This is a genomic window from Fibrobacter sp. UWB13, from assembly GCF_900177805.1.
Classification (GTDB): domain Bacteria; phylum Fibrobacterota; class Fibrobacteria; order Fibrobacterales; family Fibrobacteraceae; genus Fibrobacter.
The window spans coordinates 81287-99769 of sequence record NZ_FXAX01000005.1; the positions used below are offsets into that span (position 1 = coordinate 81287).

The following is an 18483-nucleotide window of genomic DNA, read 5'->3' on the forward strand; positions in this document are numbered from 1 at the left end:
TTATGTTTAGTAAAAAAGGTATTTCTCTTGTAACAGTTCTCCTGTTTATGCTCGTCGCTACAATCGCAGCGACAGCGACATTCAAGTGGCTCACTTCCGAGAACCGTTCTTCAGCAACGAGAATGCAGACTCAAGAAGCCCGCCAGAGCGCCATCGCCGGCATCCAAAGCACCAGAGCCTGGATGACCAACAACGCAAACGAAGTCGGCGCCCTTGTTCGCCAATACGTCCTCGGCAGGAAGCAGCCCATCTTGCTCAATAGCCGCGTTTCCCCGCACATCAGCAGCAAGCAGGATTTCAACGTCTGGCTGACCGGTGTTAGTGAAACCAACGGCTACTTCAAATTCAAGATTCTATCCGAAGGCATTGCGCGCAACAACTCAAAGCATACAGAAGCCGCAATCATCAACGTTTCAGGGCTTTACCAAGTATCAATTCCAGAAGCCGAAGAAGAGGAAACGTACAAGAGCATTGCCTATGACTACTCGTACTTTGGAGGTTCCATCTCGAACCATGGCGATGCCAAACTTTCATCCATGCTAATCAACGGAAACTGGTCGGGAAACCCGATTGGCATTGACAAGAACATCATCATCACAGGACATGCCTCACTTTCCGGTGACAACGTCGATATTTACGGAACAGGTTGCATCGGTGGAAACCTTTATGCAAACAACGGTTTCGATGCAAAAAATCTCTATGTACACGGAACATCCTATGATTTCGGTTCCAAAAATATCGAAACCAAAAAAGGCATAACAAACCACGCTTACTTCGATGGAGTAGTCATTCAATCTGCGAATGGTGAGAAAAAAATCACCGTCGGGGGCAACCTCACCATCAAAAATATTTTCAAGACGCACATGGGTACAGGAAGTTCTCCCGTCACCATCAACGGAAATCTTTGTGTTGACTCCGCAATATCCCAAATTGAAATTGGAGGCTCTGTAGGTAGCGGGGCAACGTACAATCAACCATTTACAGTCAATGGAGACGTTTGGGTAACACACTCTAGAGCGTTCTATGCACATAACGGAGACTTCAGCAGTAACTACAACAAACTTATTTTGGGGAACACCGAAGATTCTAAAGTCTATATTCCAGACGCATACCCCTCCAGCAATTATGACGAAATGCGCAACAACAAGGCGTTTGTTGATAGTTGGGTAAACTATTGGAGTCCAAATTACAAACCATACGTGTATGTAGCTCCAGCTTCGGACAAATATTACTTTTATGTTGAGCCCAATGTAACAGATGTTTCATACAGCAGTGGCGTATATTATGTGGGCAACCAATTATTCAAAACTGTATATGGGTATAATGAATTTCAACATGGAACCGGTTATGATAAAAAGCTTTCACCATATTGCCGGCACAACACCGATGAAAATCGCCCAGAATGTCACGTATCACCGTGGTTCCAATCCAAAGGAACAGTTACAAGAGATTTACCCGCAACTAGACCTGTAGCCTGTGCCGACTCCGTCAAGCAAGTCTGTTACGACATTTGGGAAGAAAAGCCGGGGTGCGACGGAGCTAGCTTCAAGGTGGATGACCTATTAACGACGGCATACAATCAATTCGTAAAATACGCCGATAGTGGTTGTGCAGCAGCAATCACAACCTTAAACGACGGTTTCGCAGAAGCAGCCAACACATGCTACGACGATAACACAAAAGATGATTACAAGAAAAAGAACCACATGTATAACGGCTATCTCGTTGTAAAAATTGAGGCAACGCAGTTAAGTAAAAATTACGGAGACGGTCTCAAAGGAAAATTCATCATCATCGTGACAAACAAACCGGGACAAGTCGCATTCCCACAGACCTATGGTGAAAATGACTACGTATTTCTCTACCTAACACAAGGTGCCGGTGAACTGATGGGGCTTGGTACGAGCAATTATAATTACTTCATCTACACCAAAGAAGACATCGGATCATCAACGTATAGTGAAACAACACATCAAATCACTCCTAGTGGCGGAATTCTTTTCAACCACGCATCCCTCAGCGGATCCGTGTATGCCGAAGTTGGAACAGGAACCAATTGCGCCAAAGTGGCCGCACTGACGTCCTCCAAGCCATTGCTATTCAATCAAGACTTGATGAACAGCCTGACCATTAACCGCATCATTTGCGATGCCTCCGTTACAAACTGCGGTGGCGCGGCATTCTCATCATCTTCCTCGGCGGCTCCCATGAGTTCATCCGCATCCGAAGAAAGCATCAACGGCAAGGACCCCTACTATATCTCCATTGCGCCTCAGCTAAACGTTACGCTAGAATCACAATACAAAGCTACAGAAGCAGCACCCGAAGACGCAAGCAACATCGACCCCTCCATTCTTGTGATTCCGCGAATCATTTACCTTTCCAGGAACGCAGCTGGAAAGCTTGCTGATTATTATTCCGTCTTGAGTCTGAACGGCGCAAACGAAAACAAGAGCCCATCCAAAGTCAGTTGCAATGGCACATTTTCGACAACAGAAAAGCTTTACACAGGAACAGAGCTGACTCCCGGAACATACACCTGTAACTACGCTTCAACAAATTACGGAACCATTCCGTTCTATGTTGTTGTAAGCAACACCAGCGGAGAGCTCCCGATCGTTTCGTTCCCGGAAGCACCGCATAACGTTCAGGCCCTCAGCTTGGGTTCCAGTGTCGATGTCTCGGTACATATCGGCAAATCCACCAACACCAGCGGGAAAATCAAATTCGACGTGGCCATAAACCAGCCAATATCCGACTGGACTATAACCACCAAGCCAGGCGTTACAGCTCGCAGCGGAAGCGGAAGCGCCCTTTACTATACAGTCGAAGTCACGCCGAATGCGACCGAGGAACAAGACATTGAAATCTTTACGATAAGCGCAGGTAGCAACGCTGATGACGGCGACATGTATCTCACACTTAGTGCGCCGACAGAGCTCTGCCGCCTCGTATCGGGGGCTGGCCTCACCCACCACGTGTATCTCAGGGCCCACACGACCATCAATAGGGCGGAACTTTCCGATTACTGCCACGTCAACGATTGCGACGACGACATGAGCGAAAAAAGCGAACGCCCAGACTGCGAAATCAGCGACGAATGGATTATCGCTCATGGTACAGCCTGTGGTATCGTCGAAAAGAACTATAGTTGGAAATGCTTGACCAACACAGCCATTTCACTTGCCTCCGTAAGTTCTGCCGACATTCCACAAGCATGCGAAATTATCATTCCGTCTACAAACAACTCCATCACATCACCTGTTGGCGGAGAAACAAAGAACCTTTACGCCTCCCTCAAGCGCAAAAAAGTCGAAGTGACGGTCAACCTTAAAAACGCATTCGACAAAAATACATCCGTCACACTACAAGGGCAACAATACACGTCTAGTCAAACTTGTACAAAAGAAAATAGCCCCTGCACATTCAACGTATTGGCGGGTGAACCCATTGTATTTACACACGAGGAATCCGGCGAAGACAAAGGAAACTTTAACTTCTGGGCCTGCGATGGCGACAATTGCGCAAGTCCAACTACGCACGAAGACGAACCCGTATTTACATTCTACGGGCCTCATACCATTACAGCCGAATTCAACAAGGAATCGCACTGCTATTACGATGACTTCACAAATATCGGTGCATTCTGTTCGAACGGTGAAAAAAACTGCATCGACACATGCGCCACGATGCTCTCTAAAGGAACACATTGCGCACCGAAAAACAGCAAGCAGCCCAAGTCCCATTGGCTCATGACCTACCACAACAGCGGGAACGGCAACAACGCAGAATATACCCGTCCAAACTTCGGCAACGGCTCCATTTACGCTCCGAATACCAAGAATGCAAACAACCAAAGCGGGAAAGTTTCCATTATTTTGAGAAACATGACCACAGGTCTATACGGAACAATGTTTGCCCTTGTCAAAACCTCCATACTGGAGAAATCGACAGCAAACGACTTCCTGAATTCGGGACTCATTTTCAGAAGCAACGGGAACGAACACCTGATTCTAAACATCTTCGGAGTCAGCAAGCCCAACAGCACAGGAGAATTGACATTCCGCGTCTGCAAGGTCAGCGGACAGGCAATAAACAACACATCACAGGGTTCCTGCAAAGAAGTTCCCAAGAAAGAAGGTTCGACCCCAATTTATATAACCAGCAATTCCTTTATCAAAGTCAGGTTTACCATCGATGAAAAAGACCTGTTAAAAGTCACAGCAAAAGTCGATGACGATACTTGGGAAGGAGAGCTCAACGTCAAGGATTACCAATGCAACGACGCCGCGTATTCACACGTAGGCATTAGCTTGGCAGATCAGGACTTCAAGATTTTCGACAACGGCTGGGTTCCATCCGCATTTGAAGAAACATGCTGGGACGTTCCGACCGTATCGTGCAACTTTGTCGACAAGTACGAAATCGTTCCCTTAAACGACTACGTATCGCCCAAAGTCCTTGTATCCAGCTGGTTCTCCGAAAAGAACTGCTCCACGGAGTACTATTATAACGGTTGTGACAACTCGACATCTGAATGCATCAACGGTACAGGGACACCAGGCGAAATCGGCTCGAAACTCGACGGTGAAACATACCAGTTTACCCAGGAAGGTCAGCACGGCTACCTCATCGACGAGAACAAGAAAGCTCAGGACGCCTCCATCAAGGTGGTATGCCCCGGTGACGCCGGCAGTCTGGACCTCGCCCAGGACTTCTACAGCTGCGGAACCTTCCAAGTCGGGACAACCCAAAACTGCATCAACGATTTCGAAATCGTAAACGAAGCCCAGTACATGGGTGAAAACGTCCCCTATGAATTTTTAACACCCAAAACAAACGGCATCAACTTACGCGATGCCCAATTGCACATTAACATCAAGAAGGGCAGCGAAATTGCAGACGGCAACAACCTTGGCGCAAACTTAAAAGTCCACCTGCTCTCCGCAAACAAAATGCAGAGTTTGACAAGAACCATAAGCACCGCCGGGGCGCATGACATAAATGTTGATGACCTTATTGGAACCACGGGCTTCAATCCCGAACAAGTCACAAAAGTCATCATTACAAGCGATAATAGCATCAACATCGAAAAGCTGCACATCCACAGCAAATGTCCGAACAAACTCGACCTCAAGTGCGAACAGGCAGTCTACGACTATACGAACAAAGGCTGGAAAATCAAGATAAACCACCAGAAAGATGGAGTCAAATGCTCGTACACTTCAACAGATCCGAACATCAACTCCGAAACCGATGTCAATTGCAGTGACGTCATTTACCTGCAATACGGAAACGGTTTTGTCAATAACTGGATTATCTACAATGAACCGCCGACATTCACGGTCACAGCGACAAACAGCTTCGGTTCTGAATCCTGCACCATCAAGGGTGAAAAAATTGGGAACAACAACGTTACCTGCAGCGTTCCAACTGACCAGCAGACCATCGAATTCGATTCAAAGGCACCTGTATTCAATTTCAAGTTTGGCGAAAGCATCAACGGCTGGGACTTCAATGTCAATTACAACGTGTATCTGGACAATACCATCGTGAAAAGCAACGGCACCGCCAAAATGGGAGCCACGCAATCGTACTCGCCTTCGGACTCCGATACAAAGCCTGCCAGTGGTGGTCACACATACAAAGTCTCTTTCATTATCGGCAACTGGACGCAGTCCTGTACAGCCTCGTTTACCGTAGAAGACAAGACAAAGCAAGCGCCCACCATTTCGTCTTGCAGTGTCGAGGACAACGGCAAATTTACGGCTATCGTAAGCAATCCTGACGACGTCAACTATACATACACATTTACCATCCTAGACAATATCGGAAACAAGCTTCTCGATGGAACAACAGGCTCAGGAAATGAATCGACCATCGACTATACATACGCGCCAGGAAAGGCGGGCACATACAACTATACCGTAAAAATCGGGGAAAGCTCTTGTTCCAAGCTAAAGACAGTGACATCCCCCATTGAACTCTCATGCCCGACAACAATCACTGGACAGAATGCAAGTGAAGCTATCGTCGTAAGCCCGACAGTCAAGAACTGCTCCAGCTGCTCTTACAAGATCTTCTACGAAGACCTCGAAAAGAGTTCTGACCTCATATTCTATGACCGCGAAGCAACAGGAACAAAGCAATACCGTCTACAAGCAACCGACATCAACGACAACGTCGCGAATTGCAACTTCAACGTGTCCTTCAACAGTCAAAGCAGCAGCACCGTCGTTCTCAATTACAATTACAGTAATGACTGGCACTACTTCAGCGAAGGGACCTACGACATCAAGTGCGAAGGCAATGGCGGAAGACTCGTCTGCAAATGCCCAAATGCCGAATGGGGCTATTCGAACTGCAAGATTCAATATCACGGAACCGTCGTCGAAGTAAAGCCTTCACAGTCAGGCGGACAAACCGTTGACGGCTCCAAGGACGATATTTGCCACAGCGGTTACGAGACAACCATAACCATCCTCCCGCCGAACAGTGCAAACCCAAGCGTCCAAGAAAACGCTAAACAACAGGGCAAGGGAATGTACTGCCAGCACTCCTGGTAACCATTATTCCAGATTTTCATCAAGGCTCCCCCGCTGGGGAGTCTTTTTTGTTGATTTTCATCATTTTTCAGGTGAAATCAGACAATAAAAAAGATTTTTTTTATCACTTTTTCATACATAAAACTTATTTTTAAATTAACAGGAATCATGCATAAAAGCATGGTTTTACGGCAATTACAAAAAAAGGGTAACGAGGGCAGAATATGGAGTTTTTAAGTCAAGTATTGGACAAGGGTACAAGAATGCCCAGGTCTACCAAAGCAGGCTTTACCCTCATCGAGTTGATGGTCTACATCGCCCTTCTTGGAGGTATTGTTCTCATCGCGGGTCAGGCGTTCAGCGACAGCACCAAGATGCGAATGCGCACACAGAGCATGTTGCAGGCTTCGGAAACCGCAGAAAAGGTGGCATCCATATTCAAGGCTGATATCGCACAAACAGGGGCAAAGACTTCCATGGAAGATGGAGCCTCGGAATCTGGAGCAGAATACGGCAACAAGTTCAGCAATATCTACTCGAACGTTTACATGGATCCCAACAGCGACAATAAAGATTCGTCCTCTTTTTCTGTCGTGACCAAAGACGGTTTCGATAGCCTTACTATTCGACGTTTACGTTACGATGAATCCGGACATTACGTCGCCGTCGAGCAAATTGCCTGGTTCGTCCAAGACGGATCGCTTTGGCGCAATTGCAAAGTCATCGAAAAGAAAACGACACTCCCTGACGACGACCCCTGTACCGACGGTGCGACATCGGAGCCCAACAACATCGAAATGGCATCAGGCGTGAGCAAGTTCAAAATCACTCCAGGAAAACCCGGCGTTGTAGGGAACAACATCCAGCTATTCCCAGCCGTAGGCGAATCCGAATTCAAATTCGTCGGTAGAAATGACGGAGACCGTGAGATGCCTATCGTGAGCAATGAAGCAGGAGAAATGCACAAAGGCGGAAACACACAGACCATATCCGGATTTTACCAGAACTACGACCAAAACATGCAAACCATAAAAAGCGAAGCCGCCCGAAAGATCAACGAAGTTATCGCAGTCCGTAACGAAACATTCTCGGATTTTTCGTGGCAGACTCTTTGCGCCCAAGAAGGCAACAACTTTACTTTTGAACCGAACAACGAATATGAAATTTCATTCGAAATCCTACCCACAGACGAAAATGCGGATAAAAGCAAGCTGTTCGTTCCAGGCGAAGACCATATGGCAGTCGGTTTGAGAAGTCTCGAAACAGGGACATCCTTTACATATGGCGAGCCAGCCACCAAATTTAGTGATTTTGCATTTTTCCCACCTTTGGGCGTCAAGAACGAAGGGAGCGGAGAGCGCTCCATGCGTTTTTCTGTCCCAGATAAGTTTACAAAAGCGTGTATCGCATTCACGTTCGCCTGCTATTCCCCTCTCGTATCGCAAGGGAAAATATCCATCACAAAATTGAAAGTCCTAAAGATACCCAGTGCAAACTATAAATTCGAAAATTACGATTTCGAAGCTAACAAAAGCGACAAGCAGAACGTCAAGGCGTTTCTGCTGGATCTGGATATTACAAACAGAGGTGAGGCCGGACATGTTGAACTGGTTGTTCCTGCACCAAGCAACGGTCCACGCGATTAGGAGGATTTATGTTTAAGCAAAGAAATATGAAATCCGGTGTATCTCTTATCACCGTACTGATGCTAATGCTTATTGCAACTATTGCGGCAACAGCCACCTATAAGTTGCTCACAAGTCAAGGACGCTCTAGCGAAAGCAGAATGCGCCAGCAAGAAGCTTATCAAAGTTCACAGGCTGGTATCGAAAGCGCCCGAATGTGGATGACATTCCACGCGAATGATGTCGGTGCATTGATAAAATCATTCATTGACGGAGGCAACAAGCCCATAAACCTTGACGCAAGGTTACGCCCGTTGCAACGCGCTGGGCAAAACTACCACGTATGGCTTACAGGTGTGAACACCGAAAAGACCACGTTCAAATTAAAAATTCTTTCCTCCGGCGAATCTAGGAACAACACCCAATGGAACGAAACCGCCATCTTTAACATAGACGGTTTGTATCGAGTCAGGCTTTTTGAAGAAAACGATTATAGCGCCATTCCGTTCAGGTACAATTACTTTGGTGGTTCTACGCACACAGAAGGTCATTCAAAAGCATACTCGTTGCTAGTCAATGGCAATCTAAACGGATCTAACCCCGTATACACCGATGACGATCTTATCGTTACAGGAGATGTCAATATAACCGGTAGTTCAGTCGGTGCAGGAACAACGGCATGCATCGGAGGAAACCTCAATGCCAACAACGGTGTACTCGGCAATGACTTCTACGTCGGAGGCAACGCGACCAGTTTCACGTTCCCGACAAACTCTGAAGCAGCAGGCCTCTATAACGCGAACGTCACAGGCAACGTTTATATAGAAGGAAATCTTGACGCACCAAGTACAGGCGATCAAAAATTCCAGAAAAATCTGACACTCAACGGCACATGGTATACAAACTTTTCAGCGCACGATTCCCGTGTCGCAGGGAACATGTGCTTAGGGGAAAACGGCCAAGTTCTCATTAGCGAAAAAAATCCCGCACGTGATTTTCTCGTCGGCGGAAACGTTTGGGCCGAATCGACATACCCCATATGGATTACAAACGGAGAAGACAACGAAGGCGAATACAACAAGATTATTCTAGGTAACAAAAAGGATTCCAAAGTTTACATCAAGAGCGCCCACCCCATCGCTGATTACGTAACGCTCAGAAACAACAGAACGTTTATCGAAAAGAATACCTATTACAAAGGGTCCTACTATTACGGCGCCCAAGCAAAATGGGATAACAAGACAACCCGCCCATACCCTGATTTAAAACCCCACATGAAGAATAAACAGGACGCTTATTACCTCTACTACTACAACGGTCAAGGCCAAGATGTTGACTACATCGTTTCAAATGCAGGAGGATGGGGCTGGGGCGCACAAGCGTATTACGCCAACTATTATGTCGGAAACAAAGTTTTTTACACCCCCCAAAGAGGCTATTGGGGATCGTATGGCTACACCCCAGAAAAAAACAACTTCTTGAATTACGAAAACGGTACGCCAACAGGCTCGCCATACTGCAAGGCGACTCCAGATAAGTGGCGCCCCGAATGCCGAGTTACCCCGTGGTTTAAATCCCAGGGAACCGTATCAAGCGAATTACCGGCAAGCCAACCTTTTGAATGCGCCGAATCCGTCAAAACCTATTGCAACAAGCTCTGGAAAAAGAAAGAAGGCTGCGACGGGGCTAGCTACAAAGTCGATGACATTCTCGTCACAGCCTACAACAAGTTCATACCGTACGCAAACAAAAACTGTCCCGAAGTATACACATGGGGCAACACAATGAGCGACAAGCTCAACTCGTGTTATAAAAAAAACAGCGAGGATCCAAACAATTACAAGAACAACCTTTACAACGGTTATCAAGTCGTCAAAGTTTATAATCGTGGCGAAATTAAAGATCCTAAAACTCCCTTAAAGGGCAAGTTTATCATTGTCGTGACAGACGCTTTAGGAATGCAAAAATTGCCCCCGACTACGGCAGATTCATACGTACTCCTCTATCTGACAGAAGGCGCAAGTTCCACGCTTCAACCTGCAGATGACAACGGCATATACAATTACTTCATCTACACCAAAAAAGATATTGGCGGGTTATTGTTTAACAATTCTACTTTCAGCGGCTCGGTTTATGCAACCGCAGACAACTGCGCAAAAGTAGGCGATTTCAAGACCCGATCCTTGGTTTTCAACGACGACATGATGAACGATTTGTCGGCAAACGCCGTCATCTGTAACGCTTCTGTAGGCGAAAGTTCTTGCGGGGGTTCTACAACAGGAACTCCAGAGTCGGCCTCGTCTTCGTCTGAAACGACCGTAAATCAATTTGATACTTATTACATTTCAATGGCTCCGCAATTGGGCGTAAGACTGGAATCCCAGAACAAGAGTTCAGAAGCCACCCCACAAGCAAACAGCAACAACATTACAGAACTTTCGCCATCTTTCATCGTGCTTCCGCGAATCATTTACCTGCCTAGCGACCCCTACGGACAGCTGACCGACTACTACAACGTACAAACGCTCAACAGCAATGGCGCGGCCTTGAGAAAATCAGATGTAAACGTATCTTGCTCTGGGCCGGGAACACTGTCTACAACAGGGAGCCTCTATATGGGAACAGCACTCAGCAGAGGCCTCTATACTTGCACTGCGGCTGCAAGCGGTTACCCAAGCATCCCCTTCTGGGTCCACATCGGCAAAGACACCCGTGGAACCACAACTATCGTATTCGAAAAAGAATCCGAAGAAATGGATTCCGACGACCAAGAAGAAGTCAAGCTTGTCGTCCCTGCACATGCGGCAGAACTTACCGTAAACTTCTATTGCCCCGACGTCGAAAATGAAGCATGGTCCTATGTTTCTTTGGGCGACAACGTCACGCGCAATGGGACGTCTTGCACACTTAAACTAGTGGCCAATTCTTCGCAAACCACACCGACTATAGCCACCATAAAGACTTCAAATGCCGTAAAAGGAACATTACTGTTCCAGTTGCTCCCAGGAGAAGGCTACATTCCTGGCTCGCCCTCCTCAACAGAACTCTACATTGCATCAAGCGCGCAGTTGAACCGTGAAGAAGTTTCTTCAACAGATATCAAGGAATACTGCGACAACCATTCGGGAAGCTGCCCCTCAAATTACGAATCATACTGGCCCGACTGCGACGTTTCTGGAGTGTGGGTAGAACCCTCCGGAACATCATTCATCAACTTGATAGACAACAGCTCCTGGGTGATTACCGTCGGCAACACACAAAGCGTCACCCTCACGGGCACAAGCAACAGCAGCGACTGCGTAACGATTATCCCAGAAACAGATAACTCAATTGCCGCAAACGCAGTGCAAGCAAACAGGAACTACACCTTGCGAGCAAGCGCCAAGGCGAAAAAAAGAACATTCACCGTGGGCTTTAAAGGCAACGTAGGATCTGGCAATAATCCGACAATAACCCTGTATATCGATAGTAATTACGGTAGTCGAAACGAACAATGCCGCTACGACGATGCAAGAAACAATGAAGAAACATCCACAAAGACGTGTACATTCTCGATTTTCAAAGGCGAGAGTGTGAAAGCCGCCCTTGAAGACAACGATGACTCCAACGAGTTCAGTTATTGGAAATGTACCGGCGGAAGTTGCCCAACTACCGACGATGCCAACACGAGTAAGGAATTCGACGCATTCACAATTTCTGACGACAATACCGAATTAATAGCATACTTTGGCGAAAACGACAAGCACTGTTTCTTTGACGAGTTCAAGCGAAACAGCGTAGAATGCGGAGACGATGTGCAATACTGCATTGACAAATGCAGCAACAACGACATCTATTCTACATGTACAGGCGCCATAGACGGAAACAGCTTGTACCCGAATGCGAAATGGCACTTGATTTCGGGTTATTTATCACAAATTGTCGTCGGCTCTAGTGGCGAAATCCACATCGACAAATCTGCAGTCAAGAAGCAGAAACAGTCCACCAGAAATCCGGTTATGGTCCTTAGCACGGTGAACGCAGGTATCTTAGGCACGCTCAAAGCCTTGATCAACGTACCACGCGTAACGACCAGCTATGACAATTCTTCTTCCAACATCAAGAACTCCGGGTTCATGCTCCGTGCCAACACGTACGGAAACGACTACTTCATGTTGAACCTGTACGAAAACAGCAGCGGAAATCTTGAAGCGCAGCTCTGGAAAGGCACGACAAGTTTGACTTCCACATTGACCAACAGCAATGGTTACAAAGCTAATGTGTCCACATCAAAGATGGTCATGGCGACCATCAGCATCACGGCATCGGGAAAAATCGAAGTACGCGCAAACATCGGGGACTTCTATAACGACTCTCCGTCGGAATATGAATGTTCGTTCGACCTTTCGGAATTCAACAACCCGCTGGCCGATGCGGCCCATGAATACGTCGGATTTAGCCTCGGTGACCCAAACTTCAAAATCTACGGCATAGGTTGGAAGAGCGCCACTTACAATTCTGAATGCTATGATACCTACCCCACCGTCAAATGCTCGTTTGCAGCAGTGGCAACAGATGGAGTCATCAAAATAGATACGCTTGTTAAACCTTGGGTTGGCCATTCTGGATGGTTCGATTCCAAGGGCTGTACACCGCTCTATTACTACTACAACGGCAATGACGCCAGAACAACTTGCGATGGCGAATCCTGCAATGACGGTTACAAGTTCGACAAGAGTGGAATTGGCGCTCACGGCTACACCGAAGCAGGAACTGAATACAAAACAGCAAAAGCATGGCTCGGGAACTGCACGAACATCGACGAAACCGCCATGGCCTGGGGGGTCACATCCGACAAGGAACGCGCTCATTGCGGTGCTTTCTGGACTGGTGAATTTACGGACTGCTTAGCGCATCAAGACCTCTTTAGCGGTTCAAAAAGCATCGGAAGCCTTGAAGAAACCATCGTTTTCGAGAACAAGCAAAACCTCAGAGCTGCAACACTCCACGTAACGCTCGAGAACACCGACAACAACGAAGTAGAAATCTGGTTGGTCAGCGAAAGCGATAACTGGGGCGAATACGATCACGAAAGCCATTCTGTCAGCATGAGCGGAACAACAGGATCGTTCAACATCATGCAAGAATTTGCTACAGGTTCAAACGGTTTCGACCCTGAAAACGTAAAACAGATTGTCTTGAAAAATCACGGTTCTACAAGTGTTACGGTAACATTGATTACAAGCACTTGCGCCAAAGCCATCGGCATAACCTACTGTAAAGCGGAATACGATGGTGACAATTGGAACGTGACAACACAGGTGACAAACAAGAACAAGAGACTAATTTCAAAACAACAGATTACGGCAACTGTCGACGGCTCTACCCTCATTAATCAAACTAAAGATGCCACAGGTAACGATGCTATTGTATGGAATGGCGACATGGCAACACTCAGCATTCCTGATCCAACCGTTTACAGTCATCAGGGGAAATCGTACGTCTTTAACGCAACAATTACAGGCACATCCGGCCAAACATTCTCAAAGCAATGCTCGGTCTCTCCGGACCCGATTGGACTCATCGGCGTTGATTGCTCGGTCATTAGCGCTGTAGCAAGCGGAGCAAGATTCCCGACATTTAACGTCAACTTCAGCGGATGCCCTGGCGCAGGCTGTGGCTATGAAATCTATTTGGACAACGGATACACTCCGTTTGCAACAGGAACGGAAAAGACAGCCGCTCGCCATTCCGCAAACCAAAGCGAATCTTGCGACAGGACCGAAGGTTGCGAACACACTTACACCGTGAAGAGCACCGCAAGCCGTGCACCTTTTAAAGACTGTAGCGCAAGCTTCAAAGTTCAAAGAAACGCAGACGACATTCCCCCATCAGTAACATGCGGTATTTCGACAAACCCGAATGGATTTACCTCTGATCCGGTATCCATTTCGGACAATCTGTATTTCCTTGCTCGAAACAACGAAAGTGTCGAAAAGCAATATCCAGTTACACTGAAACAAGGTGAAACACAATTGGGCTCAGCGACATTGAGCAACTGGTCTAATTTGACGAACATCCAAAATTTGGGAAAACTCGCCGCCGGTGACTACACTTACAGCCTTTACTACAATAACGAAAAGATTTGCGATGTTCCTGTTACAGTGAACGAAGAAACATCGGGCGCATGCCACATATCCGGAAACATGTACGAAGGGCAACAGATTGAGATGAACGTGTCCGGGGTTACAAAAAACACACGATACACATGGACGTTAAACGGGAATAGCCAACCCATAGACTGTGCACCAAGCAATTGTTGGAATAATACGAGAACCGCACCTACAACTCCAGGCACTTACAGTTACTCCGTGACAAGCGGTACGAGCAAGATATGCGAAGGAAGCGTAACTATTGAACCAATGCTTTCTTGCTCAGTGACTCCGTCTGAACTTAATAAAAAGGCGTATTACACATTTACTGCAACTAGAAATCAAAATTGCTGGAATTGCTATTACACTTATGATTCGGGGACTCAAAGCGTATATTTCCCCGATAACTCGAACACTATTGAATTACCAAAAATGGCAAGGGTTGCCGGAGGAAAGACATTAACTTTAGCCTGTACATGCGGAGACAATAATTATGGAGCAAGTTGTTCAAGAAACATCACAATTAATAATACGGAAGATCCTTTAACGTGTCCGACAGACCCCAATCCTTATGAATGGGAATGCCAAACTAATGACGGAAAGGGCGATATCAAAAATTGGGGTACGGGTGCAAGATGTGTAAAAATAAAGGCTTCAAAAGTTACTGTACAGTCAAGTAGTGCTAATGGGCGTGCATTCTGTGTTAATGGGAATGAAGCTGAAATGGGTGAAAATAATATCATGACAAAGGAGTATTCCGCCGCTGATGATGGCTATATAACAGTGTGTGCTACAGCTGGGGATTATTCATATACGCAAATTGGGTGGTATAATTGTAAAAAATCTGCTGAGGAAATAACATTTGATTGCAACACCAACAATTCAACAGATCTCACAGGTAATGGAAATCATTCAGTATCAGCGAATACTTGTTATACCTTTAGTTGTTATTTCGGAACAGATGGTGCAAATACAGGCAGTTGGAATTTCTCCGCTCCTGTTGCCGGAACAAAAATGACATACACGGATTGTTCAGGGAATACACAAACATACACGTTCCAATATGATAACTACTGGTATGAAAAGATTAATATTGGAGCCTGTAGAATCTACTTAAAATCCACCGCTGATATGACAATTGCAGATTGCGACTGGAAAAACTAAAATTTTTCATTACCACCTAAAAAGCTCCCCCACCAGGGAGCTTTTTTGTTATGTAAGGAAAAATTCTATTTCAATATATAGAGAAATTTCTATATTTCTATACATGGTAAAGATCAACTACACAAAAATTGCAAAACAGCTTAAGGTCATGGCAGATCCGAAACGCCTCAAAATCATCTACTTGCTATCCAATGGAGAAATGTGCGCCACCGATATTTTAAAAGAATTTCGGGTATCGCAGCCAACTCTTTCGCACGACATGAAGGCTCTTGTCGATGGAAAATTCGTAATCGCGGACCGCATTGGGCAAAAGATATTATACAGCCTGAATCCAGACACTATTTTCGAACTTCAGGCAGCGCTCGGCGAGATATGTAACGAGGATTTGTAGTTCCATTGTGGCAAAAGTCGATTTTTTAGGCGAAACTCGTGCAAGTAAGCCGCTATTTTTCTAAATTTCGCCGTACTATGAGTGAAGCTATTAACAATGTCAAGCAGGCCTTTGATGCAGAACTTGCACAAACGGACCTCACCAATCAAGAAGCGGTCAATAATCTCCGCGTAAAGTACCTCGGCAAGAAGGGCGCCGTCACGGACCTCATGAAGCAGATGGGTTCCTTGAGCGCCGAAGAACGCCCCGCTTACGGCAAGCTCGTGAACGAACTGAAGGTTGCCGTTTCCGAAGCTATCGACAAGGCTATCGAAACCGCAAACGAAGCCGCTCTCCAGAAGAAGCTCGCTAGCGGCGCTGTCGATATCACGCTCCCGGGCGCTGGCATCGCTGCCGGTTCTACGCACCCGCTGTACGACGTCCGCGAAGAAATCATCGACTTCTTTGCGCAGATGGGTTTTGATGTGGACTTCGGTCGTGACATCGAAACGGATTGGTACAACTTTGAAGCTCTCAACACTCCGCCTGACCACCCGAGCCGCGACATGCAGGACACGTTCTACGTGGACAACAAGGTCATGCTCCGCACGCACACGTCTGGCACCCAGATTCACTACATGGAAACGCACAAGCCGCCTTTCCGCATGATCGCTCCGGGCCACGTGTTCCGCGTCGACAACGATGCGACCCACGCTCCGATGTTCCAGCAGTGCGAAGGTCTTGTCGTTGACGAAAACATTAGCTTCGCCGACCTCAAGGGCGTGCTCCAGGTGTTCATGAACAAACTCTTTGGCGCAGGCGTCAAAACTCGCTTCCGTCCGAGCTTCTTCCCGTTCACGGAACCGTCTGCAGAAATGGACGTGAGCTGCGTGTTCTGCGGTGGCAAGGGCTGCCGTCGTTGCAAGGGCACGGGCTGGATGGAAATCGGTGGTTGCGGCTCTGTGGACCCGAACGTGTTCAAGAACTGCGGTATCGACTCTGAAAAGTTCACGGGCTTTGCATTCGGTTTCGGTCTTGACCGTATCGCCATGCTCCGCCACGAGATTCCGGAAATCGGTCTCCTGACCGCCAACGATCAGAGATTCCTGAGCCAGTTCTAGTTTAGACGAAAGATTAAAAAAGCGAACCGTTGAGGTTCGCTTTTTTCGTGGGTACAAAAATAGCGGGCTAAAAGCCCGCCATTTTTTTAGATCCTTCGACTTCGCTCAGGATGACAGAAGCGGGCAAAGCCCGCCACATGTTTACGAGCGCTTGTAGTCGTCCTGCACGCGGATGATGTCGTCTTCGCCGGTGTATTCGCCGACCTGGACTTCAACAATCACAAGCGGGAGCTTGCCTTCGTTCTGCAAGCGGTGAATCGTTCCAGACGGAATGTAAGTCGATTCATTCGGACGCACGTAGAACACCTTGTCACCAACGGTGCATGTTGCAGTTCCGCTCACAACGACCCAGTGTTCCGAACGGTGCAAATGCTTCTGCAACGAGAGGCGTTCGCCCGGACGAACAACGATGCGCTTCATCTTGTAGCGGTCCGTAGATTCGAGCACGGAGTACGTACCCCACGGACGGTTGACCGTCTGCGGGACCTTCGGCAAGTCGGAGCCGCGAGCCTTGAGCTCGTCGACGACCTTCTTGACCTTCTGGCTGCTCGCAAGAGGAGCGACCAAGAGAGCATCCGGCGTATCGACAATGAGCATATTGTCCAAATCAATCGTGCAAATCTGACGCTGACCACCGAGCACAAGAGAATTCTTGGAACCAATGCCCAAGTGCTTTGCGTTTATGTTATTGCCGTTTTCGTCGTGGTCGAATTCACCATAGAGGGAATCGAAAGCGCCGAGATCAGACCAACCGATATCGCTCGGCACGACCTTCACCTTGGCAGACTTTTCCATCACGGCGTAGTCAATCGAGTTCGAAGGAATGTTCATCATGTCTTCGTGGTCGACACGGACGAGAGCATCCTTGTTTTCTTTCTTGGCGTTGGCAAAGGCAATCTTTGCAGCGGTCAAGATATCCGGAGAATACGTCGAAAGTTCATCGAGGAACGTCGAAGCCTTGAAGCAGAAGATACCGCTGTTCCAGAAGAACCTTCCGGAAGCAACGTACTTCTTTGCAGTTTCCAAGTCAGGCTTTTCAACAAAGCGCTTGACATCATCGCCATTCGCTTCGATATAGCCGTAACCCGTTTCCGGACCCGTCGGCGTGATACCGAACGTGACCATGAAACCTTTCTTTGCAAATTCTTCAGCCTTGCGCAAGCATTCTTCGTAAGCTTCAGCCTTGCGAATCACGTGATCCGACGGAGACACGAGAACGATATCGTTCGGATCAAGGCCAAGGCAAGCAAGAGCGATTGCCGGAGCCGTATTGCGGCCCACCGGTTCCAAGAGGAAGCGGACATTGTTGGCACCGACTTCTTCGAGCTGGTCTTTCGCCAAGAAATACTGTTCAGCATTGCTCACGATGTACTGGGCACTGCAAATACGGGAGTTCGTCTTTACCGTGCGCTGGAACAGGGACGCACCGTCAAAAAGACGGGCGAACTGCTTCGGCATGAGGGAGCGGCTAATCGGCCAAAGGCGCGTTCCGCTACCACCACACAAAATAAGGTTAATCATAACTTT

At 47.3% G+C, this 18483-nt stretch carries 6 protein-coding genes; 5 read left to right on the forward strand and 1 reads right to left on the reverse strand.

What is annotated here, in order from left to right:
- Positions 1-2 precede the first annotated feature (2 nt).
- The 5 genes from B9Y77_RS14710 to pheS all read left to right on the forward strand — a co-directional run bounded on the left by B9Y77_RS14710 (position 3) and on the right by pheS (position 16956).
- Positions 3-6566 carry a pilus assembly PilX family protein gene (locus B9Y77_RS14710; protein ID WP_085492202.1) on the forward strand — a complete coding sequence of 2188 codons (6564 nt, stop codon included), beginning with the start codon at positions 3-5 and terminating at the stop codon, positions 6564-6566.
- Positions 6567-6808: 242 nt separating this feature from the next.
- The gene (locus tag B9Y77_RS14715; RefSeq protein ID WP_254900064.1) at positions 6809-8191 is read left to right on the forward strand and encodes a PulJ/GspJ family protein; all 1383 of its coding nucleotides are present in this window, start codon (positions 6809-6811) and stop codon (positions 8189-8191) included.
- Positions 8192-8199: 8 nt separating this feature from the next.
- On the forward strand, positions 8200-15465 hold the full coding sequence (locus tag B9Y77_RS14720) for a pilus assembly PilX N-terminal domain-containing protein (protein ID WP_085492204.1): 7266 nt from the start codon (positions 8200-8202) through the stop codon (positions 15463-15465).
- Between the two features lie 103 nt (positions 15466-15568).
- Positions 15569-15856 carry an ArsR/SmtB family transcription factor gene (locus B9Y77_RS14725; RefSeq protein WP_085492205.1) on the forward strand — a complete coding sequence of 96 codons (288 nt, stop codon included), beginning with the start codon at positions 15569-15571 and terminating at the stop codon, positions 15854-15856.
- Positions 15857-15933: 77 nt separating this feature from the next.
- A complete protein-coding gene (gene pheS / locus B9Y77_RS14730; protein WP_072827927.1) occupies positions 15934-16956 on the forward strand; it encodes a phenylalanine--tRNA ligase subunit alpha in 1023 nt (340 codons plus the stop codon).
- A 141-nt stretch (positions 16957-17097) separates the two neighbouring features.
- Here the strand turns inward: pheS and B9Y77_RS14735 are convergent, their stop codons facing one another.
- Positions 17098-18477 carry a mannose-1-phosphate guanylyltransferase/mannose-6-phosphate isomerase gene (locus B9Y77_RS14735; protein ID WP_085492206.1) on the reverse strand — a complete coding sequence of 460 codons (1380 nt, stop codon included), beginning with the start codon at positions 18475-18477 and terminating at the stop codon, positions 17098-17100.
- Positions 18478-18483: the final 6 nt, after the last annotated feature.